Raw genomic sequence first — 26,600 nt, forward strand, 5'->3', positions numbered from 1 at the left:
GCGCCTCGCTGCGCGCCCGCCCATGATCGCTCCCGTTAATTTGCTTCTGATAGCAGCGCTGGCGGGAGTGCTTTCCCTTTGCGTGCTGGGGTCGCTGGCGCGCAGCGGCATGGCCGGCATCCGCGAAACCATCCGCGCCAACCTGCTCACGCTGTTGGCGTTTTCTACTTTTGCGCTGCAAAACACCAAGGCGCCGCTGTGGGCATCCATTCTGGTGCCCAACACGGCCATCGCGCTCGCCCTCTGCGCGTACTACGCGGGCGTGCGCCGGCTGCTCGGGCTGACGGTGCCCCGGCATCTGATGACGCTGGGCTGTGTGGCCGCGCTGTCGGTCGTGGCGGTCTATACGTACGTGGACTGGCAGGTGGGGCCGCGTATCGTGGCGATGTCGCTGCTGCAGATGGGGTTCATGCTGGCCGTGGCCATCGTTGTCCAGCGCAACATGCCCGCGCACCGCTCGCGCTACAGCTACCGTTTCGTGTGGGTGGTGACGCTGATCTCCGCCATGGTCTGCGCGCTTCGCGCCGCGGTGTACCTGGTCGAACTGGACATGGTGTCGGCTTTTCTGGAACCCACGCTGTGGAGCGTCGCCTTCCTGACGCTGGGCGTGCTGATCATGCCTTGCCTGACGCTGGGCACCATCATGATCATCCACGACCGCATGCTGGCCGATCGCGAACAGGAAGCCAACACTGACTTCCTGACGGGTCTGATGTCGCGCAAGGCGTGGTGGCTGCAGGCCGAGCGCTATTGCGCGCAGGCCCTGCGCATGCGCCGTCCGCTGACCTTGCTGCTGCTGGACATCGATCATTTCAAGCGCATCAACGATACGCACGGCCACGCGGCCGGCGATGCGGTGCTGCGCCATTTTGGCCTGCTGGCGACCGCGACGCTGCGCACCGGCGATCACGTGGGCCGGGTGGGTGGTGAAGAATTCTGCGTGCTGTTTGCGGACATGCGCAGCGACGCGGTGCTGGAGGTGGCCGAGCGGCTGCTGGATTCGGTGCGGCGCACGCCGTGTGCGCATGGCGGCAGCACGATTTCGTACACGTTCAGCGCCGGCGTCGAAGACTGGATACCTGGTGAGAACCTGCAGGTGCTGTTTGAACGGGCGGACCGCAAGCTCTATGCGGCCAAGTCGGCGGGGCGCAACCGCATCGTGGGCCCCGGCCACGAGGCCGAGCGCCCGGCGCTGCCGGTGGCGGCGTAAATCAGTCGTCCTTGCTGCGGCGCGGGGCGCGGGTGTCGTGCTTCATGATGCGTTCCTTTTCGCGCGCCCAGTCCTTTTCGCGCGCGGTGTCGCGCTTGTCGAACTGCTTCTTGCCGCGGCCCAGCGCGAAATCCAGCTTGATGCGCCCGTTCTTGTAGTGCAGATTCAGCGGCACCAGCGTATAGCCGCGCTGCTCGACCTTGCCGATGAGCTTGCTGATTTCTTCCGCCTTGAGCAGCAGCTTGCGCGTGCGCATGGCGTCCGGATGGATGTGCGTGGAGGCCGTGGGCAGGGGGCTGACGTGCATGCCGAGCAGGAACAGTTCGCCATCGCGCACGATGACGTAGCTTTCCTTGAGCTGCACGCGGCCGTCGCGGATCGCCTTGACTTCCCAGCCTTGCAGGACAAGTCCAGCTTCGTAGCGGTCTTCGATGAAATAGTCGTGCGTGGCCTTGCGGTTGTCGATAATGCTCATAAAGCCTTCTTGCTGGGATTCTGCGAATCTGGCTATCCGGCCGATTGCGGGTTGTTGCGAACGGGGATTGCTCGTTATTCTGCGCGATGTGCCGGTCCGGGGTTTAAGCCGAGTGTTTCGGCCCATTTAGGCCCACAAAGCGCTGTGCCGGTAAAATCTTGCCATTCTAGCCATTTGCGATAGTCGATGCACAAAGTACAACGATCCGTCCTGGTGCCTTACAGCGCCGCCCAGATGTTCGACCTGGTTGCCGACGTGGAGAAGTACCCCGAGTTCATGCCGTGGTGTGGCGGCGCCGAGGTGCAGACCCGCGACGAACACGGCATGCAGGCCTCCATCCTGATTTCCTTTGCGGGGATGAAGCAGCGGTTCACCACCCGCAATGTCCATGTCTATCCCGAACGGATCGACCTGGAACTCGTGGATGGTCCCTTCTCCAGCCTGGTGGGGCATTGGGTGTTCCAGCCGCTGGCCGAAGACGCCTGCAAGGTTCTGTTCACCATGGAGTATGCGTTTTCGAACCGGCCGCTCGAAATGGTGGTGGGGCCGGTCTTCAACCGCATTGCGACCAGCTTCATTGATTCCTTCACCAAGCGCGCGCAGGCCAAGTATGGCGAATGAGGCGTCCGCGGCAGGGCAGATCGGCGTCATCGTCTGCTACGCCTTGCCCGGCCACGCGTGGCAACGGGAAGTGCGCCTGCCCGAGGGGGCGACCGTCGAGGACGCGTTGGCGGCCAGCGGGTTTGCGCAGGCGTTTCCGGTCGTCAAACCGTGGGAACGGGGCGTGGGCGTCTTTGGCCGCGCTACTGAGCCGCACGCGTTGCTGGCCGACGGCGACCGCGTGGAAATCTATCGCGGTCTGACCTTCGATCCCAAGGAGTCGCGCCGCCGTCGCGCCGAGCACCGCCGTACCAAGACCGCCCGCAACGGGCGCGTCCGGCCGGCCGGTTTGCTGTAGCGCGCTGAGGGGCGGCCGTTGCCGCCGGCCCGTCCCCGCACATTGTCATCAATAAGACAAAGCGCCCGGCCGCTTCGGGCGTAACATTAACCCGGGTTCGTGCTTACGTTTACGTCAACGTCATGTCAAAATCGACGAGCTGGCGTTCACGAGACGGCAGCAACGCCACGAGACAATACCGACTACATCAGGAGACAGGCTGTGGACTTGGAACTGACCGACGAGCAGCGCGCGTTCGCGCAGGCCGCGCGCGATTACGCAGAGGGCGAGCTGGCTCCCCACGCCGCGCGCTGGGATGCCGAGGGCATCTTCCCCCGCGAAGCCTTCGCCCGGGCGGGCGAGATGGGCTTTTGCGCGATCTACGCCAGCGAAGACATCGGCGGCCTGGGTCTGCCGCGCCTGGACGCCACACTGGTGTTCGAGGAAATGGCGGCGGTGGACCCGTCCACCACGGCGTTCCTGACGATTCACAACATGGCGACCTGGATGGTGGGCAAGTGGGGCCAGCCGGGTCTGCGAGACGCCTGGGGACCCTTGCTTGCCAGCGGCGAAAAGCTGGCTTCCTATTGCCTGACGGAGCCGGGCGCCGGTTCCGACGCGGCATCGCTTTCCACGCGGGCGCAGCGCGACGGCGACAGCTACATCGTCAACGGCGCGAAGGCCTTCATCTCCGGGGGCGGCGACACGGACCTGCTGGTCGTGATGGCCCGCACCGGCGGCGAGGGACCGGCAGGCATCAGCGCCTTTGCGATCCCGGCCGACAGCGAGGGCATCGGCTACGGCCGCAAGGAAGAGAAGATGGGCTGGAACAGCCAGTCCACGCGCCCCATCACCTTCGAGAACGTCCGCGTGCCGGCCGCCAACATGCTGGGCGTGGAGGGCGAGGGCTTCAAGATCGCCATGAAGGGCCTGGACGGCGGCCGGATCAATATCGGAACCTGCTCGGTGGGCGCCGCGCAAGGCGCGCTGGACGCAGCCCGCCGCTACATGGATGAGCGCCGCCAGTTCAACCGCCGCCTGGCCGAGTTCCAGGCGCTGCAGTTCAAGCTGGCGGACATGGCGACGCACCTGGTGGCGGCGCGCCAGATGGTGCGGCTGGCGGCCTGCAAGCTGGACGCCGGCGCGGCCGATGCGTCCACCTACTGCGCAATGGCCAAGCGCTTTGCAACCGATATGGGCTTCCAGATCTGCCTGGACGCGCAACAGATTCATGGTGGTTATGGTTACCTGAAAGACTATCCCTTGGAGCGTTTGGTGCGCGATACTCGCGTTCATCAGATTCTGGAGGGCACCAACGAGATCATGCGCGTGATCATTGCCCGCCAATTGTTGGAAAAAGGAGCCGACATAAGATGAATGCACCGGTGTTGTTCGAAGAAAGATCCGCTGCCAATGGAATGCGTTTCGGCATTGCGACGCTGAATGCGCCGCAAACCCTGAACGGCCTGTCGCTCGAGATGGTGGACCTGCTGGCTGACCGTCTGGACGCGTGGGCGCGCGATCCCGGTGTTGCATTGGTGGTGCTGCAGGGTGCGGGCGACAAGGCGTTCTGCGCCGGCGGCGATCTGCACGGCCTGTACCGCAGCATGACCGAGAACGCGGGCAAGCCTAGCTGGAGCAACGCCTATGCGCGCCGCTTCTTCGAACACGAATACCGGCTGGACTATCGCATTCATACCTATCCCAAGCCCGTTCTGTGTTGGGGCCACGGCATCGTCATGGGCGGCGGCATCGGCCTGATGATGGGCGCCAGCCACCGCGTTGTCAGCGAGACCTCGCGCCTGGCCATGCCGGAAGTGTCGATCGGGCTGTTCCCGGACGTGGGCGGAAGCTGGCTGCTGAACCGCATGCCGGGCCGCAGCGGCGTGTTCCTGGCGCTGACGGGCGCGCAGTTGAATACGTCCGACGCCTTCTTCGCGGGTCTGGCGGATTTCCGCCTGAACAGCGCGGACTGGCCCGCGTTGCTGTCCTCGCTGGAGCAGCAGCCGTGGGCCGGGCAGGCCTCGGGCGCCGCCGAAGACGCCATTCCGCCGCGCTCCATCAACGACGGCCTGCTGCGTCGCGCGCTCACCGCGCTTGAGCCGCCCACGCCGCTGGAACCCGGGCCGTTGCGCCAGCACTCGTTCGTCGTCAACAACCTGTGCAACGGCAACCGGCTGGACGACATCTACGAGGAGCTGTCCTTCCTGAAGGACCACGAGGATCCGTGGCTGTCGCGCGCGGCCAAGACCATGCTGGCGGGCTCACCCGGATCGGTGCGCCTGGCGTTCGCACTGCAGCAGCGCACGCGTTTGCGGTCGCTGGATGACGTGTTCCGCGTTGAGTACACGGCCGCGTTGGCGTGCACCGCGCATGGCGATTTTGCCGAGGGCATCCGCGCGCTGCTGGTGGACAAGGACAAGAACCCGCGCTGGAACCCGGCCGTCATCGACGTAGCCACCGACGCGTGGGTGCAGAAATTCTTTGAGGAACCCTGGCCGGAGGGCGAGCCGCATCCGCTTGCCGATCTGGGGCAGGAAGGGCGCTGAGCGGGCCCTGACAGGGCGGCCGGCCCGCCCGCTGGCCCCTGGTCCCCGCCTGCCGCGCAGGTCACGCAGTTACGCAGGTCACGATGAATCCATACCTACAGCAATAGCAACAGGAGACAAGACATCATGAGCAGCATCGCGTTTATCGGTTTGGGCAACATGGGCGCGCCCATGGCATTGAATCTGGTCAAGGCCGGCCACAGCCTGAAAGTGTTCGATCTGGTGCCGGCGGCCATCAAGCTGCTGACCGACGCCGGCGCGACGGCGGCGGCGTCCGCGTCGGAAGCGGTTGAAGGGGCCGAAGTCGTGATCTCGATGTTGCCGGCCAGCAAGCACGTCGAGGGCCTGTACCTCGATCAGGATCTGCTCGGCAAGATCGCCTCGAGCGCGCTGGTCATCGAATGCAGCACGATCGCGCCCGACTCGGCGCGCAAGGTGGCCCAGGCGGCCGAGGTGCGCGGCATCGCCATGATCGACGCGCCGGTCTCGGGCGGCACGGGCGGCGCGGCCGCAGGCACGCTGACCTTTATCGTGGGCGGCGCCGAAGCCTCGCTGCAGCGCGCGCGCCCCGTGCTGGAAAAGATGGGCAAGAACATTTTCCATGCGGGTCCGGCGGGCGCGGGGCAGGTGGCCAAGATCTGCAACAACATGCTGCTCGGCATCCTGATGGCCGGCACGTCCGAGGCATTGGCGCTGGGCGTGGCCAATGGACTGGACCCGAAGGTGCTGTCGGACATCATCGCCAAGAGCTCGGGACGCAACTGGGCGACCGAGCTCTACAACCCCTGGCCGGGCGTCATGGAACATGCGCCGGCGTCCAAGGGCTATGCCGGCGGTTTTGGCGTGGACCTGATGCTCAAGGACCTGGGGTTGGCGGCCGAGGCGGCGCTGTCGGCGCGCGCCTCGATTCCGCTGGGCGAGCTGGCACGCAACCTGTATTCGCTGCACAGCGGGGGCGGGTCGGGCAAGCTGGACTTTTCCAGCATCGTCAACCTGGTCAAGCGCGAGCAGGACTGACATGGCGCCGTCCCACGCACCTGCGGACCCGGCCGCGCGGGTCCAGGCCAGTTTTGGCCAGCAAAGCATCATGGCGCTGCTGGGCGCCAAGCTCGACGCGGTCGAGCCGGGCAGGGTGGACATCGTTCTGCCTTACCGCGCCGACCTCTGCCAGCAGAACGGCTTTCTGCACGCGGGCATTTCCACCACCATCGCCGACAGCGCGGGCGGCTATGCCGCGTTCACGCTGTTCGGACCGGATGAGGACGTGCTGACGTCGGAATTCAAGATGAACTTCCTGGCGCCCGCCAAGGGCGACCGCTTTGTCGCGACCGGGCGCGTGGTCAAGCCCGGCAAGCGTCTTTCGGTCTGCCAAGTGGAGATGCACGCGTACGACGGCGAACATGCCACGTTGTGCGTGATAGGCTTGCTGACCGCGGTGCGCGTGACGCCGCGATGAATTCCGCGCGGGGCGCGCCGGGCCACTGGCCGAGCGTGCCCCGCGCTTGTCGCGCCTCGCATGGGTTTTCCGGCAATGCCAGCAAAAGAACATCATCGAATTTTCCGCAGCAACTGGCTGCGCGCCGCAGTGCTGGGCGCTAACGACGGCATCGTCTCGACAGCCAGCCTCATCACCGGCGTTGCCGCGGCCCAGGCCTCGCACGGCGCCATCCTGACTTCCGGACTGGCGGGCCTCGTGGCCGGCGCATTGTCGATGGCGGCCGGTGAGTACGTGTCGGTGCGCTCGCAGGCCGACACCGAAGCCGCTGACCTGCGCATGGAGCAGCGCTCGCTCAAGCGCAATTCCGGCGAAGAACTGGCCGAGCTGATCGACATCTACGTGGCACGGGGACTGACGCGCGAGCTGGCGGAACAGGTGGCGCGCCAACTCACCTCCCATGACGCGCTGGACGCGCACGCCCGAGACGAATTGGGCATCTCGCTGCATAACCGTGCGCGGCCGGTGCAGGCGGCGCTGGCCTCGGCTGCGTCGTTTGCCGGGGGCGCAGCGGTGCCGCTGGCGGTGGCGGCGGTATCGCCGGGACCGCATCTGATCGGCTGGGTCATCGGCGCGTCGGTGTGCTGTCTGGCGGCGCTGGGCACCATGGCCGCGAAGGCGGGCGGCGCGCCCAAGCTGCCCGCGGCATTGCGCGTCACCGTGCTGGGCGCGGCGGCGATGGCCGTGACGGCCGGCGTGGGGGCGTTGTTCGGGGTGGCGGTCTGACAATGACCGCAAGGCCTGCGCGCGGAAATCAGCGCGAGCAGGCCCGGACGGATCAGGGATTGATCGAGTACGGCAGCGGCGCCGCCGCGATGCGGGGACCGTCGGCGCTGGCCAGGCGCAGGTCTCCTTCGGGCAGCGCGGCCAGCGTGGTTTCAAACAGCACCGACACGACGCCGGCGTCGCTGGCGGCCTGCACCACGCGGCCAATGGCCTCGCCGGGCTGCGCGGCGTCAAACACGTCCACCCCCGCGAGCGCCGGGCCTTTCAGGCCGGCGTCGGCAATGGTGCCGTAGGCCATGCGCCGCTTGACGGTGCCCCGGTAGTGGCTGCGCGCCACGACTTCCTGGCCGGGATAACAGCCCTTGGTGAAGCTGACGCCCTGGATCAGGTCCAGGTTGACCGTTTGCGGAATGAAGACGTCCTGCGTGGCCGCGGCAATCCAGGGAATGCCGGCCGCCAGGTCTCCCGCTTGCCAGTGCGCGGCGGGCGCCAGTCCCAGCGCCTGCGTGAGCGCGCCGGATTGTTCCAGCTGCGCGTCCGACGCGATCCACCACCAGCGCAGGCGGTCGTCGGCCGACGGCGCGACGATCCACGTACCGGACGGCAGGTCGGCGCGCTGCCAGGTGGCGCGCGGCAGGGGGCCCGTGAGGGCCTCCAGCGCGGCAGCCTGTTCCGAGGTGGCCTGCACCCCGGCTACGTGCAGCGGCGCGGCCGCCAGTTTGACCTTGGCGCGCAGGACGAACATGGACAGGCGCTTGATGAGGGCCTGGGAGAGGTCCTGCCGGACCATGCCGTAGAACTGTAGCGCGTCGTCGGCATTGCCCGCGCCGCGCCACATGACCAGCGTGGCCAGCAGGCGACCCTTGGCGGTGCAATAGCCGGCCAGGCGGGCGGCGTCCGGGGGCAGGCCCGTGACGTCCTGCGTGAGCTGGCCGTGCAGAAAGGTGAGGGCGTCGGCGCCCGAGGCGGTGAAGACCGCCAGATCGTCCAGCGGAGCGCATTGCGCGCAACCTTCGGCGCGGACGGGAATCGAAGCGTAATAGGCGTGCATGGCGGCGGGGTTATCGCGTCATCAAAGTGCTGATGATAGCCCCGATCCCGGCCTTGCCCCGCCATGTCCCCGATGACCAAAGGGGCGCGCCGCTCGATCCGGCCCCGGTTGTGTCCCGGGCGAGGCCCGCGATCCATTAAACTTCCGACACTTATGAAGATGCGACTCCGAAATTTCGTCCTGTGGTTCCTGCTGCTCATCGTTCTGGCCGTAGGCGGCGCGGTGGGCGCCGCCTACACCTGGATGCACCGCCCGATGACCCTGCCGGCCGACAAAATTGACTTCGTGGTGGATCCGGGCAGCAGCCCGCGCACCGTCGCGCGCGCGCTCAACGCGGCCGGCGTGCCGATGTGGGAGCCCGGTTTCGTGTGGATGGCGCGCCTGTCCGAACGCGACAAGCTGATGAAGGCGGGAGGCTACCAGGCGATCAATGGCGATACGCCGTGGCTGCTGCTCGAGCGCCTGGCGCGCGGCGACATGACCCAGCGCCAGATCACGTTCCTGGAAGGCTGGACCTATCGCCAGATCCGCCAGGCGCTGCGCGAAAACACGGACGTCAAGCAGACGCTGGGTGACGTCAGCGACGAAGAATTGCTGGAACGGCTGGGGTCGACCATCAAGCATCCCGAAGGCCTGTTCTTCCCCGACACCTATGTCTTCACGCCGGGCAGCACCGATTTCGACCTGCTGCGCCGCGCCTACCAGGAAGGCCAGCGCATCCTGAACGACACCTGGGACAAACGCCAGTCCGACGTGGCCGTCGCCACGCCCTATGAAGCGCTGGTGCTGGCGTCCATCATCGAAAAGGAAACCGGCCACGGCCCGGAGCGCCGCCGCGTGTCGGGCGTGTTCACCAACCGGCTGAAGATCGGCATGCTGCTGCAGACCGACCCGACCGTGATCTACGGCATGGGCGAGGCCTATCAGGGCCGCATCCGCAAGCGCGACCTGCAGACCGACACGCCCTGGAATACCTACACGCGTCCGGGCCTGCCGCCCACGCCGATCGCCGCGCCGGGCCGGGCCGCCTTGCTGGCCGCCGTGCAGCCCGAACAGCACAAGTTCCTGTATTTCGTCTCGCGAGGCAATGGCACAAGCGAGTTCTCGGCCAATCTGTCCGAGCACAACCGCAACGTTGCCCGCTACATTCTCGGTCAGGGCCAGCGTTCCACGCCTGCGCCCACCCCCGCGCCCGCCGCCGCGCCGGCAACGCCCGAACCCGAATCAGCACAAGGACAAGATCAATGACCTCACGCGGACGTTTCATTACGCTGGAGGGTGTGGACGGCGCGGGCAAAAGCACGCACACGGACTGGATCGCGGACTTCCTGCGCGGGCAGGGCGTAGAGGTCGTGTCCACCCGCGAGCCCGGCGGCACGCCGCTGGGCGAAAAACTGCGCGCGCTGGTGCTGAACGATGCCATGGGGCTGGATACCGAGACGTTGCTGATGTTTGCCGCCCGGTGCGAACATGCGCGCCAGGTCATTGAACCGGCGATTGCGCGCGGCGCGTGGGTCGTCTGCGACCGCTACACCGACGCCAGCTACGCCTATCAAGGTGGCGGCCGCGGCCTGGGCGCCGAGCGTGTCGCGGTCCTCGAAGACTGGATGCGCGCCGGCCGCCCGGACCGGACCTGGCTATTCGACGTGCCGCTTGAAGTCGCGCGGGCGCGGCTGGCCGACGCGCGCGAGCCCGACCGCTTCGAGCGCGAAGGCGCGGCGTTTTTCGAGCGCACCCGCGAGGCCTATCATGCCCGCGCCAAGGCCGACCCCGACCGCATTCGCGTCGTCGATTCCACTCGTTCCATCGCCCAGATCCGCACCGAGCTCGAGGCGGGCCTGCGCGAGCTGCTGGCCGTTCCTGCATGAGCGCGCCCCAGTTCCACCCCTGGCAGATGGAGACGGCCCGTGCGTGGCTGGGCAATCGCGACCGGTTCGCGCACGCCTGGCTGGTGCACGGGCTGGCCGGCATCGGCAAGCTTGATTTCGCCATCGCCGCGGCAGCCAGCCTGCTGTGCGAGACGCCCGAGAACGGACTGGCGTGCGGCCACTGCGCCGCCTGCAACTGGTTTGCTAGCGGCAATCACCCCGACCTGCGCCGTATCCGCCCCGAGGCGGTGGCCGTGGAAGAGGGCGCGGACGCGGCCGAACAGGCCGAAGACGCCGAGCCGGCGGCGGGCGCCGCCAAGCGCGCGCCTTCCAAGGAAATCCGCATCGACCAGATCCGCTCGCTGGAATCCTGGTTCAACACCGCCACGCACCGCGGCGGCTGGCGCGTGGCGCTGTTGTACCCGGCCCACGCGCTGAACGTCGTGTCGTCCAACGCCTTGCTCAAGGTGCTGGAAGAACCGCCTCCCCATACCGTCTTCCTGCTGGTCGCGGACGCACCGGACCGGCTGCTGCCCACGCTGGTGTCGCGCTGCCGCCGCCTGCCGCTGCCCGCGCCCGACGCGGATACGGCGCTGCAATGGTTGCGTGACCAGAACGTGGAACCGGCGCGCGAGTGGCTGGCCGCTGCGGGTGGCGCGCCGCTGGCGGCGTTGCGGTTGGCGCAGTCGGGCGAGTCGGCCTGTCCGGCCTGGCTGGGCCAGTTGGTCAATCCGCTGTCCAAGGGCCAGACGCCCGATGTGGGCACGCTGGCCGAATCCTTGGAAAAGGTGGCGGCGGCTGAATGGATCGATGCCTTGCAACGGCTCTACACCGACCTGATGCTTGCCAGCGCCGGGGCGCCGGTGCGCTATTTCCCGTCGCTGCAAGCCGGCGTGGCGCAGGTTGCCGCCCGTATCAATCCCGCGCGCGTGGCCGAATCGGCCCGCTGGCTGACGCGCCAGCGCGCCTTGGCCACGCACCCCCTGAACGCCAAGCTGTTCGCCCACGCCACCCTGCAGCGCGTGGTGCTATCCTGCCAGGCGTAAGCCCTACCAGACTCTCCATGTACGTCGATTCACACTGTCATCTGAATTTTCCCGAGCTTGCCAACGATCTGCCGGCCATTCTGGACCGCATGACGGCCAATCAGGTCACGCACGCGTTGGTCGTCAGCGTCAACATGCCGGAATGGCCCGGCCTGATGTCGCTGGTCGAGCCCGAGCCGCGCCTGTGGGCGTCGGTGGGCGTGCACCCCGATTACGAAGACACGCCGGACCCGACGCCCGAGGAACTGGTGCGCCTGGCCGAGCATCCCAAGGTCGTGGCCATCGGCGAAACTGGGCTCGACTACTACCGGCTATCCGAACCGCTGGATTGGCAGCGCGAACGTTTCCGCCGCCACATCCGCGCCGCGCGCGACGCCGGCCTGCCGCTGATCGTGCACACCCGGTCGTCCGCCGAGGACACCGTGCGCATGCTGCGCGAGGAAAAGGCGGCCGAGGCGGGCGGTGTCATGCACTGCTTTACCGAGACCTGGGAAGTGGCGCAGGCCGCGCTGGACCAGAATTTCTACATTTCGCTGTCCGGGATCGTGACGTTCAAGAACGCGCAGATCGTGCATGAAGTGGCGACCAAGGTCCCGCTGGACCGGCTGCTGATCGAAACCGATTCGCCGTACCTGGCGCCGGTGCCGTTTCGCGGCAAGCTCAATGATCCGTCCAAGGTGATCCACGTGGCCGAGAAGATCGCGGATCTTCGCGGCATCACGGCGGCCGAGGTCGCGCGCGCGTCCACCGACAATTTCTTCAAGCTGTTCAGCAAGATCAAGAAATAGGTCATCCCGATTCACTGAATCCGCATTCAAGGACAGCCATGGCCATCCGCATCGCCTTCGCCCACAAAGCCTTCCTGTCATGCAGCCGCGCCGGCCTGCTGGCGCTGGCCATTGGCCTGGCCGCGCCCGCTGCGCAGGCCGCCAATCCCACCGACTGGTGGGTCTACGTCGCCAACGACTACCCCGACGACATCCGTGATCTGCTGGCGCAGGGCTCGGACCCCAACGTGCGCTACAAGAACGGCCAGCCCGCCATCATGCGCGCCGTCGTGGACAACGCCTGGAAGGTTTTCGACGTGCTGGCCGCGGACAAGCGCACCGACGTCAACGCCGAGAACCCGGCGGGCGAGACGCCGCTGATGTACCTTGCCATCGCCGGACAGACCGAGCGCGCCAAGAAGCTGATTGCGCGCGGCGCGCAGGTCAACCGCCTGGGCTGGACGCCGCTGCATTACGCCGCGTCCAAGGGGCAGATGGAGATGGCGCGCCTGCTGCTGGCGAACAAGGCCATGATCAATGCGCCCGCGCCCAATGGCGAGACGCCGCTGATGATGGCAGCGCTGTCGGGCCGCAAGCCCATGGTCGAGTTGCTGCTCAAGTCCGGGGCCGACGTCACCACGCAGGACACGAAGGGGCAGGACGCGGCCGCGTGGGCGGCCACGGGCAAGTCGGAGTCGCTGGCCGCCGAGCTGACGGCCTTGGTTCAGAAGGAAGAGGACGCCAAGCGCAAACGCCGCGCGGCGGCGCAGGGCGCGCCGCAGCAAGCGGATATCGCGCCGACGACCGATGTGCCGTCGGCGGTTCAAGCGCCCGCGGCCCCGCCGACGCCTGCGCCGGCTGCTGCGGCGCCCGGTGGCGGGGTGAAGGGGGTCTCTGGCGTCGGCCTGTCGGATTACGAGAAGCCGCCCGCGCCGTGACGAACGCCCGGTAGGCAGTCGCTCGAACACCCAGCTGCCGACCTATCAAACCCGCCTTCCGGCGGGTTTTTTTACGCCGGAAATTCGGGGTTTTCCCTTGCGATTCTCAACTGGTGGGAAAAATCAGAAGTAAAACCGCCACAAATTGATAATCTCGCTTCGATATTGCTGGGAGTTGAATCGATATGTCGGAAACCTCTGTCGGGGCGGGCGCGGATCGCGTCCTGTATGTGCTGGCCACCCTGGCCCGGCACGACGGCCCGCTGAGCATTGCCGCGCTGGCCGACAAGACGGGCTTGGCGCAGAGCACGCTCTACCGGCAGATCGCGCTCCTCAAACGCTGGGGCTTCGTTGCCGAACACGAGGGCGAATACGGACCGGGCCCCCTGTGCGTGCAACTCGCATGGGGCTTTGACCAGTCGTCGTTCCTGATTCACGAAGCGCAGCCCGACATGGCGGCGCTGGCCGCGTCGTCCGGCGAAACCATCGGTCTGCTTGTCGCCGTGAAGGACCAAGCCGTGTGCCTGGACATGGTGGAAAGCCAGCATCCGCTGCGCTGCTCGTTCACCAAGGGTCGCGGGCTGCCGCTGGCGCGGGGCGCGTCGGCCAAGTCGCTGCTGGCGTTCATGCCGCAGGCCCGTCTGCAGGCCGCGCTGGCCTATCTGGCCGACGAGGCCGGCGTGGATGCCGCCCGGCTGACCGGCGAGCTGGACGCCATCCGCGCGCAGGGCTACGCCGTGACCGACAGCGAGGTCGACGCCGGCGTCTGGGGCGTGAGCGTGCCGATCTTCCAGCGGCCGAACCAGGCCGTGGCCTCGATCACGCTGATGGCGCCGTCCACGCGCGCCGCGCAGCATCCGGACGCGCTGATCGACATGACCCTTGCCGCCGCCCGCCGCATTTCAGAACGCTTGAAGGCCGCCTGACGCCGCAGTGCCTGCCGCATCCGATTATCTGATTTACCCGCTTTACCGCTAAGCCCGTTCCTAGCCGCAACGATCGTCGTACCCACCGTCGTACCACCTGCCGCACCCACCTCCATAGGACCCCACCATGACCACTCGCCGCACCCTGCTGTCCGCCGCCCTGACCCTGAGCCTTGCCTGGGCCGCCGGCGCCGCGCACGCTCAGGAAACGATCCGCGCCGTCACCGACGCCACCTTCCCGCCGATGGAATTCGTCAAGGATGGCAAGCGCACCGGCTTTGACATCGAGCTGGTCGAAGCGCTGGCCGGCGCGATGGGCAAGAAGGTCGAATGGATCGACATCGACTTCAAGGGCCTGATTCCGGCGCTGCAGGCTGGCCGTGCCGACATCGCGGTATCCGCCATCTACATCACGCCCGAGCGCAGCAAGGTCGTCGATTTCACCGACCCGTACTATGCGGGCGGCCTGGTGGTGCTGACCAAGGCCGACGGCCCCATCAAGACGATCAAGGACCTCGATGGCCGCAAGGTGTCTGTGCAGGTTGGCACGAAGTCGGTGAACTACCTGAAAGAGCATTTCCCCAAGGTGCAGCGCGTGGAAGTCGAGAAGAACCAGGAGATGTTCAACCTGGTGCAGATCGGCCGCGCCGATGCCGCGGTGACGGGCAAGCCCGCCGCCAAGCTGTTCGCGCAGAGCACCAACGGCCTGACCGTCCTGAACGAGCAGGTCACGACCGAGGACTATGGCATCGCCGTGCCCAAGAGCAAGCCTGAGCTCACGCGCGATCTGAACGCCGCGCTGCAGAAGCTGAAGGCCGATGGCAGCTACCAGGCCATCGTGAACAAGTGGTTCGAGGCGCCCGCGAAATGAACCTGGAATTTTCACCCGTCTTCGCCGACTTCGACGCGCTGATGCGGGGCGCGCTGGTCACCGTCGAGGTGACCGCGGGCGCCTTGCTGCTGGGCTGCGTGATGGGGCTTTTGGTCGGTATCGGCCGGCTCAATCCGCAGCGCCGCATCACATATCACCTGTGCAGCACGTACCTGCTGTTCTTCCGGGGCACGCCGCTGCTGGTGCAGTTGTTCATCTGGTTCTTCGGCTTGCCGCAGTTTGGCGTGACGCTGCCGGCGTTCGCTTGCGGCGTGCTGGGCCTGGGCATGTATTCCGGGGCCTATGTGTCGGAGATCGTGCGGGGCGCGATCCAGTCGGTGGATCGCGGCCAGACGGAGGCGGCACGCTCGTTGGGCATGTCGTCCGGCCAAGCCATGCGCATCATCATCCTGCCGCAGGCTTTCGTGCGCATGATTCCGCCGCTGGGCAACGAGTTCATCGCGCTCATCAAGAACTCGGCGCTGGTCTCGCTGTTGACCATTCACGATCTGATGCACGAAGGGCAGAAGATCATCAGCGTGTCATACCGCTCGCTGGAAACCTACCTGGTGGTGGCTTTGATCTATCTGGCGCTGACCACGACCGCCATGGTGATTTTGCGCAAGATCGAGCATCGTCTGCGCGCGGGAGGAATGGTGCAATGAGCCTCGTCATCGAAGGTCAGGAAATGATCCGCATCCGCGGCCTGCACAAGTCCTACGGCGATCATGCCGTCCTGCGCGGCATCGATTTCGATGTGCTGAAGTCGCAGGTGGTGGTGGTCATCGGACCCAGCGGTTCGGGCAAGAGCACCTTGCTGCGTTGCTGCAATGGGCTGGAAGTGGCCCAGCGCGGCACGGTCGATATCTGCGGCCAGACGCTGCAGGCGGACGGGGCGATGTTGCCCGAAGCCGAACTGAACCAGTTGCGCACGCAGGTGGGCATGGTGTTTCAGGGCTTCAATCTGTTCCCGCACCTGTCGGTGCTGGACAACGTGACCGTCGGCCCCCGCACGCTGCTCGGCATGGGGCGTGAGCAGGCCAATGCGATGGCGTCCGACCTGCTCAACAAGGTGGGCCTGTCGCAGAAGATGGCGGCCATGCCCGCCAGCCTGTCGGGAGGCCAGAAGCAGCGCGTGGCCATCGCGCGTGCGCTGGCCATGCAGCCGCAGGTGATGCTGTTTGATGAGCCGACGTCGGCGCTGGACCCGGAATTGGTGGGCGAAGTGCTGCAGGTCATGAAGCTGCTTGCCCGCGAAGGCATGACCATGATGGTCGTTACGCACGAAATGGGCTTTGCGCGCGACGTGGCGGACGTGGTGGCCGTGATGGACGGCGGCGTCATCCTGGAATCCGGCCCGCCGGAGGTGATCTTCAGCGAGCCGCGCGAAGCCCGCACCCGCGAGTTCCTGCAGGCGGTCCTGAGCGCGGGTCCGGGGGCGGCAGCATGAGCGCGCCGCAACTGGACAAAAGCCTGTGGAAGGCGCGCGACGACAGCGCCGAACAGGGCGACACGCGCCGGCTTGCGCACATCGTCCAGGCCGAAGCAGGGCAGGCCGAAGCGGGCGAGGCCGTGGTGCTGGGCTTTGCGTGCGACGCGGGCGTGGCGCGCAACCAGGGCCGGGTGGGCGCCGCCGCGGGGCCAGCCGGCATCCGCAGGTATCTGGCGGGCCTGCCGGCGCACGGTCTGACGCGTCTGCTGGATGCCGGGGACGTCGAATGCCACGGCGACAAACTGGAGGACGCGCAGGAGCGCCTGGGCCTGCGTCTGGCCGAACTGATGGGGCGGGGCGCCCGGCCGGTCGTGCTGGGCGGCGGGCATGAAATCGCCTGGGGCAGTTTCCAGGGATTGGCCCGCTGGCTGGACGCGCGCGGCGACGCCGGCGCCGTGCTGGTGCTGAACCTGGACGCGCACTTCGATCTGCGTACGGGCCGCCCCGGCAGCTCCGGCACGCCGTTCGACCAGATTGCGACAGACAGCGAGGCGCGCGGGCGCGACCTGCAATACGCCTGCCTGGGGGTCTCACGGCTGGCCAATACGCCGGCGCTCTACGCCCGCGCCGCGGAAATCGGGGCCGCGTGGATCGAAGACCGCGACATGCAGGAGCGTCATCTTGAGGCGCGGCTGGCCGATGTGGACGCGCTGCTGGCCAAGGCGCAGCATGTGTACCTGACGATCGACCTGGACGTGCTGCCCGCGGGCGTGATGCCGGGGGTGTCCGCGCCGGCGCCCTATGGCGTGCCGATGTCCGTGGTCGAGGAGATCGTCCTGCGGGTCAAGGCAAGCGGCAAACTTCGGCTGGCGGACCTGGCGGAGTTCAACCCCAAGTTCGACGTCGACGGGCACGGCGCGCGCGCGGCGGCGCGTCTGGCCTGGCAGTTGCTGTCGGTGTGATTTGAGGCTGGCGAGGTGTCTGACACCCTTGCCGCGGCAGTGCAGGCTGTAGACCGTCTCGCCAGGGTGTCAGACACCGGGTGATGCGGTGTTCTTGCTGCGATGGGCAGGATGCCAATGGAGGTGTCTGACACCCTTGCCGCAGTGGTGCAGGCTGTAGGCCGTCTCCCCAGGGTGTCAGACACCGGTGCACATGAAGGGCGGCTCCCAACGCGGGGGGCTGCCCTTTTTATTGGCCCCGTGGCGGCCAGCGCAGGCTGGACGCCGCCACATTGCGGGCTTAGGATAGGTGCAGCTTCCGGCCCCGCCTGCGACCCGTTCGGTATTCGCAACGATTATGCGTCCCTATTTAAAATATTTAAACTTTAAATAGGGACGCTATAACTTTCGTGGATAAAATGGCGCAACTTTGTCAGGAGAGCATGCTCATGTCTCAAACTCCCACCCATGCCTTGCCGTCTTATCTGAATGCCGAGGACCTCGGCCCCTGGGGTAATTACCTGCAACAAGTCGACCGGGTCACGCCGTACCTCGGTTCCCTGAGCCGGTGGGTCGAGACGCTGAAGCGTCCGAAGCGCTCGCTGATCGTCGATGTGCCGATCGAACTCGACAACGGCACCATCGCCCACTTCGAGGGCTACCGCGTGCAGCACAACGTGTCGCGCGGCCCGGGCAAGGGTGGGGTGCGTTTCCACCAGGACGTGACGCTGTCCGAAGTGATGGCGCTGGCGGCCTGGATGTCGGTGAAGAACGCGGCGGTCAACCTGCCGTACGGCGGGGCCAAGGGCGGCATCCGTGTCGACCCGCGCAAGCTCTCCGCCTCGGAACTCGAACGCATGACGCGCCGCTACACCAGCGAAATCGGCGTCATCATCGGACCGTCCAAGGACATTCCCGCCCCTGACGTGAACACCAACGCCCAGACCATGGCCTGGATGATGGACACGTACTCCATGAACGAAGGCGCCACCGCCACCGGCGTGGTCACCGGCAAGCCGATCGCGCTGGGCGGCAGCCTGGGCCGCGTCGAGGCCACCGGCCGCGGCGTGTTCGTCGTGGCGTGTGAAGCCGCGCGCGACCGGAACATCGATGTAGCCGGCGCGCGTGTCGTCGTGCAGGGTTTCGGCAACGTGGGCGGCACCGCCGCCCGCCTGTTTCATGAAGCCGGCGCCAAAGTCATTGCCGCGCAGGATCACACCGGCACCGTGCACAACGCGGCTGGCCTGGACGTTCACAAGCTGCTGTCGCACGTGTCGCAGACTGGCGGCGTGGGCGGCTTCTCGGGCGGCCAGGCGCTGGACAAGAACGAATTCTGGACGCTGGAAACCGAATTCCTGATCCCGGCAGCCCTGGAAAGCCAGATCACCGTCGACAACGCCGCCAAGGTGCGCGCCAAGATCGTGGTCGAAGGCGCCAACGGCCCCACGACCCCGGAAGCGGACGACATCCTGGCCGAGAACGGCGTGTACGTCGTGCCGGACGTGCTGGCCAACGCTGGTGGCGTGACGGTCAGCTACTTCGAATGGGTGCAGGATTTCTCCAGCTTCTTCTGGAGCGAGGAAGAGATCAACCAGCGCCTCGAACGCCTGATGCGTGAAGCCTATGCCGCGGTGGCGCAGGTGTCTCGCGAGCACAAGGTGACGTTGCGCACCGCCGCGTTCATCGTTGCTTGCACGCGCATTCTGCAGGCCCGCCAGGTGCGCGGCCTGTATCCGTAAAGACTGAATCGACGATGCGTCCTCGGGCGCGTCGCCGAGGAGGCAGAGAGAGACAAAAAAAGGAATCGCTCCGCAAGGAGCGATTCCTATTTGTGGCGCCAGAAAATGCCGAATGGATGTCGGGCGTCTTCGCTTGAGGACGCCAGCCGCGATGGTGGCTTCACGAAGCCGGCAGCAGCTCCGGCTTCAGGATGCCGCGCAGGTCCTGGTACGAAATCGCCAGTTCCGGCTCGCCGTGCGAATACGGCGCGATCGAATAGGCGTCGTACTTGACCACGATGCCGTCGCGCGTGAGCGCGAAGTTGTCGCTTTCCTGGAACGGCCACATCTTGTTGTAGGCCGCCGGGTCGCGTTTGGCGTCCGGGTTGCCGGTCAGCCATTTGGCGTGCGCGCGCTGCAAGGCCGCGACGTACTCGGCGCGGCGTCCCGGGATCAGCGCTTCGTCCAGGCTCATCACGCGGCCGCGGCTGCGTTCCCAGTTCAGATATTGCGTGGCCGGGATGCCGTGCGCGGCGCCGGTCAGATACTGTTCCGTGTGCAGTTCGATGGAGACGACGTCCCCCACCGTGTCTTTCACGCTGGCCTTGAAGTAGGTCGCGTCGCGCGGACGGGCCGTGGACCAGAAATACGTCGTGTATTCCGACAGCGTGTTGTAGGGGCCGCGGCGATTCGCGTCGGTGCCGGTCATGTAGGCGAGCACGTGGTCCACCAGCGCGGTCAGCTTCGGGATGCCGGGGAAGGCCACGCTGTCGATCTCGATGCGCGGGCAGTCGCCCTCGCAGCCCGGCTTGCTGGCGGCCCACTTGATGCGCTCGGTGGACAGGTCGCCCACCTTTTCCGGCGTGGCCGTTGACTGGGCATCGGGCGTTGCCAGTGTGATGTTCGACGGGGGCGTGCTGCTGCACCCGGCAAGGGCCAGCAGGGCGGCGCCCAGAATCAGACCGCGTATCGCGCCAGGCGGCGTGAATGTGCGATTCATGCAATTACCTCCAAAAACCGAGGCGCCGTCAGGGCACGACGCCTGTCCACTCGGCGCGGGAGAACTTTTCGTCCGCCTGCGCCTGGGCGCGCGCGAGCGTCTCGCTGCCCACGCTGCCCGGGGTCAGACGGTGCAGGCCGGCAAAAGTTTCCACCATGCGGTCGATGATGACCTCGCGCGCCAGGCCGGTCTGCGTGCGCAGGGGATCGACGCGCTTCTTGGCGCTGGTGGTGCCCTTGTCGGAAAGCTTCTCGCGGCCAATGCGCAAGACCTCGACCATCTTGTCGGCGTCGATGTCGTAGGACATGGTGACGTGATGCAGCACGGCGCCCGCGCGGCGGGCTTGCGCCGCGCCGCCGATCTTGCCGATGTCGGAGGCGATGTCGTTGAGCGGCTGATACCACGCCTTGATGCCCAGGCCCTGCAGCGCGGTCAGCACCCAGGCGTCGAGGAAGGCGTACGACTCCTGGAAGCTCATGCCGTGGACCAGCGCCTGCGGGGCGCTCAGCGAATAGGTGATGGAGTTGCCGGGCTCGATGAACATCGCGCCGCCGCCGCTCACGCGCCGCACCACCTCGATGCCGTGGCGCGCGGCGCCTTCCGGATCGACTTCGTTCTTCAGGGATTGGAAGCGGCCGATCACGACGGCCGGCGCCGACCATTCCCAGATGCGCAGCGTGGGAGGCCGCTGTCCGGCGCCGACTTCGTCGGTAATGACCGCGTCCAGCGCCATGTGCAGCGCGGGCGGCTGCGGGCCTTCATGGATCAGTTGCCAGTCGTAGTCGTTCCAGTCGGTGCGGGTCATGCCAGCGCCCTCCGCAGCACCACCGCGATGGCTTCAGCCGAGAAGCCGAACATCTCGGCGTCGGCCGGCAGGGCCGATTGCACGGCCACCGCCAGCTCGAGTTCGCCGGCGTCCGCGGGCATGCCATTCAGGCCGCGGTTGATGGCTTCGAGGGCTTCGGGCGGTTCAAGAAAAAAGTCGCCGCTGATGCGCACGTCGGCCAGACGGCCATCGCGCACTTCGAGATCCGCGACGACCAGTTTGCCGCCGGGGACTTTGTATTCGCCATGCAAGGGCATTGGGCGCTCCTTTCGAAAATCAGAATCAGACGTTACAGGCTGAGCTTCATGCCGTCGTGGCTGGCCTTGAAACCCAGGCTTTCGTAGAACCGGCGCGCATCGGGACGCGCGCGGTCCGTGGTGAGCTGGACCAATCCGCAGCCCTGGCTGCGGCACTGTTCGATGGCCCATTCGAACATGGCGCGGCCCAGGCCCGCGCCGCGGAATGCCGACGCGATGCGCACGCTTTCGATCTGGCCGCGCCACAGGCCCAGCCGCGACAGGCCGGGTATGAACGATAACTGCAAACAGCCCACCAGTTGTGAATCCTGCTCAACCACGGCCAGGAATTGATTGGAATCCTGTTCAATTGCCTCGAAGGCGGCGACATAGCGCGGGTTCAACGGGATGGACGCGTCCTCGCGTCCGGCGCCCAGGTCGTCATCGGCCAGCATGGCCACAATGGCGGGCAGATCGGCCGCGCGCGCGCGGCGAAAGACGCGTTGCGGTGCATTCATGGCGCGCTCCTTGGGCGTTAGCGGACGTGTTGGGCGGTCTGGCCGAACAGGATGCGGCGCGCTTCGTCGTCGCTGAGCGGGGGCGTGGTGTTGATCGTGTCGGCCAGCGCGTAGGCGCGTTGCGTCGCGGGGCGTGCGCGGATGGCGTCGAACCAGCGCTTGAGGTGCGGAAAGTCGTTCAGGTCCTGGCCCTGCTTGGCGTGCGGCACGATCCACGGGTAGGCCGCCATGTCGGCGATGGAATAGTCGCCGGCGACGAATTCGCGGTCGGCCAACCGTTTGTTCAGCACGCCGTACAGGCGATTGGTTTCGTTGACGTAACGATCGATGGCGTAGGTAATGCGTTCCTGCGCGTAGCCCGAGAAGTGGTGGTTCTGGCCGGCCATGGGACCCAGGCCGCCCATTTGCCAGAAGAGCCATTGCGACACTTCAGCGCGGCCGCGCACGTCGGCGGGCAGGAACTTGCCGGTCTTTTCGGCCAGGTATTGCAGGATGGCGCCGGACTCGAACAACGGGATCGGCGCGCCGCCATCGGCGGGCGCCTGATCCACGATCGCGGGGATGCGGTTGTTGGGCGCGATGGCCAGGAATTCGGGTTTGAACTGGTCGCCGCGGCCGATGTTGACGGGGTGGATCTTGTACGGCAGGCCGGTCTCTTCGAGGAACATCGTGATCTTGTGACCGTTGGGGGTAGTCCAGTAATAGAGATCGATCATGGGGGTGTCCTGTTCGTCATGGCGCCGCGGGCAGCCGCCCGCGGATGGGAAGGGCCATGATAGCGGCGCGAACCGGACGCACGCCTGAATAACCGGGGACCGGGTGCGGGTTTGCCCTAAACCGCACCCGCCCGCGGGCTGCGCGGCAGGCGCCAGCTCCAGTTCAGGCTGACGGCGGCGGCGGCCAGGAAGATCAGCGCCACGCCAGCCACTTGCGTCACATCCATGCGATGGCCGTAGACCACGAAGTCCAGCAGGATGGCGACCGCGGGATAGATGAAGCTGAGCGCGGCGGTGGAGGTGGTGGGCAGCTTCTGGATGGCCGAGTACATCAGGATGTACATCAGGCACGTATGGATCAGGCCCAGCGCCACCAGATACCCCCATTGCACGGGCTGCGCGGGCAGGGCGTTGAAGTCCGCCATGGGCAGCAGCATCACCGCGCCCAGCGTTACCTGCACCAGCGCCAGCACCTGCGGCGGGATGCCCTTCAGGCGCTTCACGATAATGGCGGTGATGCCATAGAGCGCGGCCGCGCCCAACCCCAACATCAGTCCCGACAGATACGCGCCGCCGCCCGCCGCGCCCGCGTCGCCAAGACGCAGCACCAGCAGCAGGCCCGCAAAGGCCACGAGCGACCACGCGACCTTGCCGCGCGAGGGGCGCTCGCCCAGGAACAGCACACCCAGGCCGATCAGGAAAAACGGCTGCACGTTGTAGACGGCGGTGGCCAGCGAAATGGACGCCAGGCGGTAGGCCGAAAACAGCAGCACCCAGTTCAGCACCAGCGCCGCGCCGGCGATCAGCGCCAGGGCCAGCGTCTTCGGGGTGAACAGGCCGGGCTTGAGCAGGCCGCGCGCCCAGCAGTATAGAAAGAGCGACAGCGCGCCGAACACACAGCGGAAGAAGACGACGTTCCAGGCGCTTTGCCCGGACTCCAATACGAAAACGCCCAGGGTGCCCGACAGGGTCATCGCGGCCGCCATCTGCAGGAGGCCCGTGCGTTCGGTCGAGGGGATCATGATGGTTCTCCGATAGGCCGTCTGGCCAGGAATTTGATGGAGAAATTATCCCAGGCAGTTCAATCTGCTTATATGATCTTGCGGTGGCAGTTTTGGGTTTCAACCTTGCTTTGGGTGGAATTTATGCAGAACGACCTAAAAAATGAAAGTCCGGTTCTGGATGGAATTGACCGCCGTCTGGTGGAGATGCTGTCGGCCAATGCGCGCACCACCACGGCCGATCTGGCGCGGCAGGTCGGCATGTCCGCGCCCAGCGTCGCGGACCGCATGCGTCGGCTTGAAGAGTCTGGGGTGATCCGCGCGTACACGCTGGACGTGGATCCGGTGGCGCTGGGTTATACGCTGGAGGCAATCGTGCGCATCCGGCCGCTGCCCGGGCAGTTGCGCCACGTCGAGGGCCTGATCCAGCAGATTCCGGAATTCGTGGAGTGCGACAAGGTGACGGGCGATGACTGCTTCATCGCCCGCATGGTGCTCAGGTCGATCACGCATCTGGACGGCATCCTGGAGCGCGTGACCGAATTCGCCGAGACCAACACCGCCATCGTCAAGGCGCACACCGTGCGCAGGCGGCTGCCGCCGCTGCGCTAGACGGGGGCGGACAGGGCCTGTGTGATGTCCTCGCGCAGGCTGGCGGGCGTGTCGGTAGGGGCATAACGTTTGATGACGCGGCCGTCGCGTCCCACCAGGAACTTGGTGAAATTCCACTTGATGCCTTCGGTGCCGAAGACGCCGGGTTTCTCGCCCTTGAGCCACTGGTACAGCGGGTGGGCGTTCGCGCCGTTGACGTCAATCTTGGCGAACAGCGGAAAAGTGATGTCGTACTGGGTGCTGCAGAAATTCTGGATCTCGGCTTCGTCGCCGGGCTCCTGGTGGCCGAACTGGTCGCACGGAAAACCCAGCACGGTCAGCCCGTCGTCGTGGAACGACCGGTAGAGCTCTTCCAGGCCCGCATACTGCGGCGTGAACCCGCATTTGGACGCGACGTTGACCACCAGCAGCACGCGGCCGCGATACGTTTCTAAAGACTGTTCCGTGCCGTCGATGGCGCGGGCGGAGAAATCATGGATCGTGCTCATGCGGGCTCCTGAAATCGGGCGTCCGAACGCGGCGGCGCGGGCGCGAGGGCAGACCTGCGAGTGTAGCGCCGGACAGCGGCGTGGGGGCTTTCCGGCTGCGCGGCCAAGCCCGTCCTATGATGCGGTGTTGCCGAAGACCCGGTTTGAAAGGAGCCCCGCATGGAAGGAATGATCGAGCGACTTGAGGCCATGCTGGCCAAGGGCACGGACAACCTGCTGCTGCGGTTTTCGCTGGGTAAGGCTTATGCGGAGCAGGAAAGCTTTGCCGATGCCGCGACGCATCTGCGCGCGGCGCTGGCCTTCGATCCCACGTATTCCGTCGCCTGGAAATGGCTGGGCAAGGCCTGCCTTGGGCTGGGCGACAAGCCGGGCGCGCGCGCCGCCTGGGAGTCTGGATTGCAGGCGGCCCAGGCGCGGGGCGACCAGCAGGTCGTCAAGGAATTGCAGGTGTTCATCAAGCGCCTGAACAAGGAAGCGGCCGCGGGCGCCTGACCGACCCGCCGCGCGCGGGGGTGAAGTCCCCGCATCCTATATCCCGCGATCGCCCGTCAGGGCAAATGGGGTTTGCGGTGCGGGCAACAGTTGTCTGGCTTCAGCGGCCAGGGGCGCCAGCGGCACACCCGACACGCGGAATACCTCAATTGCGTGCCGCAGCCGGGCGCCATCCGTGCGCAGATTCTCCACCGCCTGCGACGCCTGCTCGACACGCGCGGCGTTGCCCTGCGCGGCGCTGTCGGTTTCGGTGATCGTGCGGCTTACGGTGTCGATGCCCGCGTGCTGGTCAGTGGAGGTCGCAGCGATCTCGTTGATGATGCGGGTGACCTGCTGCACCGAGTTCACGATGTCGCGCATGCTGGCGCCTGCCCGTTCGACGTGCCGCACGCCTTCGCCGACCCGCGCATCCGAGCTTTCGATCAGCGCCTTGATTTCGCGCGCGGCGGTGGCGCTTTTCTGTGCGAGGCTGCGCACTTCGCTGGCGACCACCGCGAAGCCCTTGCCGGCCTCGCCAGCGCGCGCGGCTTCGACCGCGGCGTTCAGCGCCAGGAGGTTGGTCTGGAAGGCGATGCCGTCGATGATGCCCACGATCTCGGCAATGCGAGACGAGCTTTGGACGATGCCCTGCATCGCTTGCGCGGCCTCGTCGACCACCTGGCCGCCTCGCCGCGCAAAATCGCTGGCCTGATTGGCCATGGCATCGGCGTCGAGCGCGTTCGCCGCGTTCTGCTTCACCGTCGCCGCCAGTTGTTCCATGCTGGCCGCGGCCTCTTCCAGCGACGCGGCCTGACGTTCGGTGTGGGCCGACAGGTCGGCGTTGCCGTCCGCGATGTCGGCGGCCGATTTCAAGGCGTTTTCGATGCCGGCATGCACGTCGCGGGTGATGCTGACCAGACTTTTGCGCATGACTTCCAGGGAGAATTTCAGTTCGCCGATTTCGTCCTGGGCCAGGGGGCCGGAGAGCGGGGTGCTCAGGTTGCCCGCCGCGATCTGGCGCGTGAAGTCCGTGGCCGCGCCCAGCAGCCCGGCGATGGACCGGGCAAAGCCCCAGCCCGCCGCGAAGATCAGGCCCACGCCGCCTGCGGTCAACGCCGCGGCAACGGCCAGCGCCTCGGAAGAGAGGCGCGTGTGCAGACCGTAGATCGCCGCTGCCGCCGCAGTCAGAAACAGGGAGGCCGACAGCACCGCCCACGCCAGCATGCGCGAGCGCACGCCGGTCAGCCGGCCGCGGGTCAGGCGTGCCAGGACGCCGCGCAAACCTGTGGGCCGGACCTGGCCGGCGTGCAGCCGGATGCCAGGCGCCGTGCCCAGACGCAGGCTGTCGTAGGCGGCTTGCGCGGCCTCGATCTGCGCGCGTGCCGGCTTGACGCGCACCGACGCGTAGCAGACCGTCACGCCGCGCTCGATGATGGGCGTGACATTGGCCAGCACCCAGTAGAACCCGCCGTCCTTGCGCCGGTTCTTGACCATGCCCGTCCAGGGTTCGCCGCGCTGGAGGGTGCGCCACAGGTCTTCGAAGGCGGCCTGCGGCATGTCCGGATGACGCACGATGTTGTGGGCCGCGCCCACCAGCTCTTCGCGCGAGAAGCCGCTGACCTCGACGAACGCGGGATTGGCATAGATGATCCGGCCGCGGGAATCGGTGCGGGAGATCAGATACTGCTCGTCGCGGAGTACGGTTTCCCGGTCGTTGACCGGTTGATTGTTGCGCATGCGTCGCTCGTCCTGTGATGGGCGAGGGCATCATCGGGGACGGGC

31 protein-coding genes are annotated in these 26,600 nt (G+C 66.6%); 21 read left to right on the forward strand and 10 right to left on the reverse strand.

The features are described 5' to 3' along the window. Positions 1–22 precede the first annotated feature (22 nt). Positions 23–1,210, forward strand: coding sequence for a GGDEF domain-containing protein (locus tag AC6LJW_RS05125; RefSeq protein WP_056570343.1), 1,188 nt, complete (start codon positions 23–25; stop codon positions 1,208–1,210). Between the two features lies 1 nt (position 1,211). Here the strand turns inward: AC6LJW_RS05125 and smpB are convergent, their stop codons facing one another. Further along, positions 1,212–1,811, reverse strand: coding sequence for an SsrA-binding protein SmpB (gene smpB / locus AC6LJW_RS05130; protein WP_255357214.1), 600 nt, complete (start codon positions 1,809–1,811; stop codon positions 1,212–1,214). 60 nt (positions 1,812–1,871) lie between these two features. Between smpB and AC6LJW_RS05135 the strand changes: the two genes are divergently transcribed. From AC6LJW_RS05135 to AC6LJW_RS05165, 7 genes are all read left to right on the forward strand, one after another. After that, on the forward strand, positions 1,872–2,306 hold the full coding sequence (locus AC6LJW_RS05135; protein ID WP_056570347.1) for a type II toxin-antitoxin system RatA family toxin: 435 nt from the start codon (positions 1,872–1,874) through the stop codon (positions 2,304–2,306). Further along, the gene (locus AC6LJW_RS05140) at positions 2,296–2,643 is read left to right on the forward strand and encodes an RnfH family protein (RefSeq protein WP_056570349.1); all 348 of its coding nucleotides are present in this window, start codon (positions 2,296–2,298) and stop codon (positions 2,641–2,643) included. Before AC6LJW_RS05135 ends, AC6LJW_RS05140 begins: the two co-directional genes overlap by 11 nt. Before the next feature lie 201 nt (positions 2,644–2,844). After that, positions 2,845–3,999: an acyl-CoA dehydrogenase family protein gene (locus AC6LJW_RS05145; RefSeq protein WP_056570351.1), complete on the forward strand. Its 1,155-nt coding sequence runs from the start codon at positions 2,845–2,847 to the stop codon at positions 3,997–3,999. Continuing rightward, on the forward strand, positions 3,996–5,171 hold the full coding sequence (locus tag AC6LJW_RS05150) for an enoyl-CoA hydratase/isomerase family protein (RefSeq protein WP_056570353.1): 1,176 nt from the start codon (positions 3,996–3,998) through the stop codon (positions 5,169–5,171). Before AC6LJW_RS05145 ends, AC6LJW_RS05150 begins: the two co-directional genes overlap by 4 nt. A gap of 126 nt (positions 5,172–5,297) precedes the next feature. Continuing rightward, positions 5,298–6,188 (forward strand): 3-hydroxyisobutyrate dehydrogenase, encoded by an 891-nt coding sequence (gene mmsB, locus AC6LJW_RS05155; RefSeq protein WP_056570355.1) that lies wholly within the window; start codon positions 5,298–5,300, stop codon positions 6,186–6,188. Between the two features lies 1 nt (position 6,189). After that, positions 6,190–6,627: a PaaI family thioesterase gene (locus AC6LJW_RS05160; protein WP_056570356.1), complete on the forward strand. Its 438-nt coding sequence runs from the start codon at positions 6,190–6,192 to the stop codon at positions 6,625–6,627. A gap of 75 nt (positions 6,628–6,702) precedes the next feature. Continuing rightward, the gene (locus AC6LJW_RS05165) at positions 6,703–7,392 is read left to right on the forward strand and encodes a VIT1/CCC1 transporter family protein (RefSeq protein ID WP_056570606.1); all 690 of its coding nucleotides are present in this window, start codon (positions 6,703–6,705) and stop codon (positions 7,390–7,392) included. Between the two features lie 52 nt (positions 7,393–7,444). Here AC6LJW_RS05165 and ygfZ read toward each other — a convergent pair whose 3' ends face one another. Further along, a complete protein-coding gene (ygfZ, locus tag AC6LJW_RS05170) occupies positions 7,445–8,443 on the reverse strand; it encodes a CAF17-like 4Fe-4S cluster assembly/insertion protein YgfZ (protein ID WP_498086663.1) in 999 nt (332 codons plus the stop codon). 159 nt (positions 8,444–8,602) lie between these two features. Between ygfZ and mltG the strand changes: the two genes are divergently transcribed. The 11 genes from mltG (at position 8,603) to AC6LJW_RS05225 (ending at position 18,971) form a co-directional block, all read left to right on the forward strand. After that, the gene (mltG, locus tag AC6LJW_RS05175; RefSeq protein WP_498086664.1) at positions 8,603–9,691 is read left to right on the forward strand and encodes an endolytic transglycosylase MltG; all 1,089 of its coding nucleotides are present in this window, start codon (positions 8,603–8,605) and stop codon (positions 9,689–9,691) included. Further along, positions 9,688–10,311 carry a dTMP kinase gene (gene tmk, locus AC6LJW_RS05180; RefSeq protein ID WP_056570362.1) on the forward strand — a complete coding sequence of 208 codons (624 nt, stop codon included), beginning with the start codon at positions 9,688–9,690 and terminating at the stop codon, positions 10,309–10,311. Before mltG ends, tmk begins: the two co-directional genes overlap by 4 nt. Continuing rightward, positions 10,308–11,357: a DNA polymerase III subunit delta' gene (holB, locus tag AC6LJW_RS05185; protein ID WP_427984975.1), complete on the forward strand. Its 1,050-nt coding sequence runs from the start codon at positions 10,308–10,310 to the stop codon at positions 11,355–11,357. The genes tmk and holB overlap by 4 nt, the downstream gene beginning before the upstream one ends. Positions 11,358–11,374: 17 nt before the next feature. Continuing rightward, positions 11,375–12,145 carry a TatD family hydrolase gene (locus AC6LJW_RS05190; RefSeq protein ID WP_056570366.1) on the forward strand — a complete coding sequence of 257 codons (771 nt, stop codon included), beginning with the start codon at positions 11,375–11,377 and terminating at the stop codon, positions 12,143–12,145. 38 nt (positions 12,146–12,183) lie between these two features. Further along, positions 12,184–13,062: an ankyrin repeat domain-containing protein gene (locus tag AC6LJW_RS05195; RefSeq protein ID WP_498086665.1), complete on the forward strand. Its 879-nt coding sequence runs from the start codon at positions 12,184–12,186 to the stop codon at positions 13,060–13,062. A 185-nt stretch (positions 13,063–13,247) separates the two neighbouring features. Next, entirely contained in the window at positions 13,248–13,988 is a 741-nt protein-coding gene (locus AC6LJW_RS05200) for an IclR family transcriptional regulator (RefSeq protein WP_427984972.1), read from the forward strand. Between the two features lie 127 nt (positions 13,989–14,115). Beyond that, on the forward strand, positions 14,116–14,859 hold the full coding sequence (locus AC6LJW_RS05205; protein ID WP_427984971.1) for a transporter substrate-binding domain-containing protein: 744 nt from the start codon (positions 14,116–14,118) through the stop codon (positions 14,857–14,859). Beyond that, positions 14,856–15,524 carry an amino acid ABC transporter permease gene (locus tag AC6LJW_RS05210; RefSeq protein WP_313701137.1) on the forward strand — a complete coding sequence of 223 codons (669 nt, stop codon included), beginning with the start codon at positions 14,856–14,858 and terminating at the stop codon, positions 15,522–15,524. Before AC6LJW_RS05205 ends, AC6LJW_RS05210 begins: the two co-directional genes overlap by 4 nt. Further along, entirely contained in the window at positions 15,521–16,309 is a 789-nt protein-coding gene (locus tag AC6LJW_RS05215) for an amino acid ABC transporter ATP-binding protein (protein WP_056570376.1), read from the forward strand. Before AC6LJW_RS05210 ends, AC6LJW_RS05215 begins: the two co-directional genes overlap by 4 nt. Further along, positions 16,306–17,253: a formimidoylglutamase gene (gene hutG, locus AC6LJW_RS05220; RefSeq protein ID WP_498086667.1), complete on the forward strand. Its 948-nt coding sequence runs from the start codon at positions 16,306–16,308 to the stop codon at positions 17,251–17,253. The genes AC6LJW_RS05215 and hutG overlap by 4 nt, the downstream gene beginning before the upstream one ends. Positions 17,254–17,681: 428 nt before the next feature. Further along, positions 17,682–18,971: a Glu/Leu/Phe/Val family dehydrogenase gene (locus AC6LJW_RS05225; RefSeq protein WP_056570380.1), complete on the forward strand. Its 1,290-nt coding sequence runs from the start codon at positions 17,682–17,684 to the stop codon at positions 18,969–18,971. Positions 18,972–19,131: 160 nt separating this feature from the next. Here AC6LJW_RS05225 and AC6LJW_RS05230 read toward each other — a convergent pair whose 3' ends face one another. From AC6LJW_RS05230 to AC6LJW_RS05255, 6 genes are all read right to left on the reverse strand, one after another. Beyond that, on the reverse strand, positions 19,132–19,950 hold the full coding sequence (locus tag AC6LJW_RS05230; RefSeq protein WP_056570382.1) for an RsiV family protein: 819 nt from the start codon (positions 19,948–19,950) through the stop codon (positions 19,132–19,134). A gap of 28 nt (positions 19,951–19,978) precedes the next feature. Beyond that, positions 19,979–20,755 carry a lipoate--protein ligase family protein gene (locus AC6LJW_RS05235; RefSeq protein ID WP_056570383.1) on the reverse strand — a complete coding sequence of 259 codons (777 nt, stop codon included), beginning with the start codon at positions 20,753–20,755 and terminating at the stop codon, positions 19,979–19,981. Then, positions 20,752–21,027, reverse strand: a complete 276-nt coding sequence (lplB, locus tag AC6LJW_RS05240; RefSeq protein WP_056318682.1) for a lipoate-protein ligase small subunit — start codon at positions 21,025–21,027, stop codon at positions 20,752–20,754. The genes AC6LJW_RS05235 and lplB overlap by 4 nt, the downstream gene beginning before the upstream one ends. Before the next feature lie 38 nt (positions 21,028–21,065). Beyond that, a complete protein-coding gene (locus AC6LJW_RS05245; RefSeq protein ID WP_498086669.1) occupies positions 21,066–21,530 on the reverse strand; it encodes a GNAT family N-acetyltransferase in 465 nt (154 codons plus the stop codon). A 17-nt stretch (positions 21,531–21,547) separates the two neighbouring features. Further along, positions 21,548–22,246: a glutathione S-transferase N-terminal domain-containing protein gene (locus AC6LJW_RS05250; protein ID WP_056570388.1), complete on the reverse strand. Its 699-nt coding sequence runs from the start codon at positions 22,244–22,246 to the stop codon at positions 21,548–21,550. Positions 22,247–22,362: 116 nt separating this feature from the next. Beyond that, positions 22,363–23,268, reverse strand: a complete 906-nt coding sequence (locus AC6LJW_RS05255) for a DMT family transporter (RefSeq protein ID WP_056570390.1) — start codon at positions 23,266–23,268, stop codon at positions 22,363–22,365. A gap of 123 nt (positions 23,269–23,391) precedes the next feature. On the opposite strand from AC6LJW_RS05255, the gene AC6LJW_RS05260 reads away from it, so the two are divergent. Further along, a complete protein-coding gene (locus AC6LJW_RS05260) occupies positions 23,392–23,859 on the forward strand; it encodes an Lrp/AsnC family transcriptional regulator (protein ID WP_105238577.1) in 468 nt (155 codons plus the stop codon). On the opposite strand, the gene AC6LJW_RS05265 is transcribed toward AC6LJW_RS05260, so the two are convergent. Further along, entirely contained in the window at positions 23,856–24,347 is a 492-nt protein-coding gene (locus tag AC6LJW_RS05265) for a glutathione peroxidase (protein WP_056570392.1), read from the reverse strand. The two genes, AC6LJW_RS05260 and AC6LJW_RS05265, sit on opposite strands and share 4 nt — an antisense overlap. Positions 24,348–24,506: 159 nt before the next feature. Between AC6LJW_RS05265 and AC6LJW_RS05270 the strand changes: the two genes are divergently transcribed. Next, positions 24,507–24,839 carry a tetratricopeptide repeat protein gene (locus tag AC6LJW_RS05270; protein WP_082579030.1) on the forward strand — a complete coding sequence of 111 codons (333 nt, stop codon included), beginning with the start codon at positions 24,507–24,509 and terminating at the stop codon, positions 24,837–24,839. A 36-nt stretch (positions 24,840–24,875) separates the two neighbouring features. Here the strand turns inward: AC6LJW_RS05270 and AC6LJW_RS05275 are convergent, their stop codons facing one another. Further along, complete coding sequence (locus tag AC6LJW_RS05275) at positions 24,876–26,555, reverse strand: methyl-accepting chemotaxis protein (protein ID WP_498086671.1); 1,680 nt, start codon at positions 26,553–26,555, stop codon at positions 24,876–24,878. Between the last annotated feature and the right edge of the window lie 45 nt (positions 26,556–26,600).

It is taken from the genome of Achromobacter sp. 1012554356 (assembly GCF_059760815.1).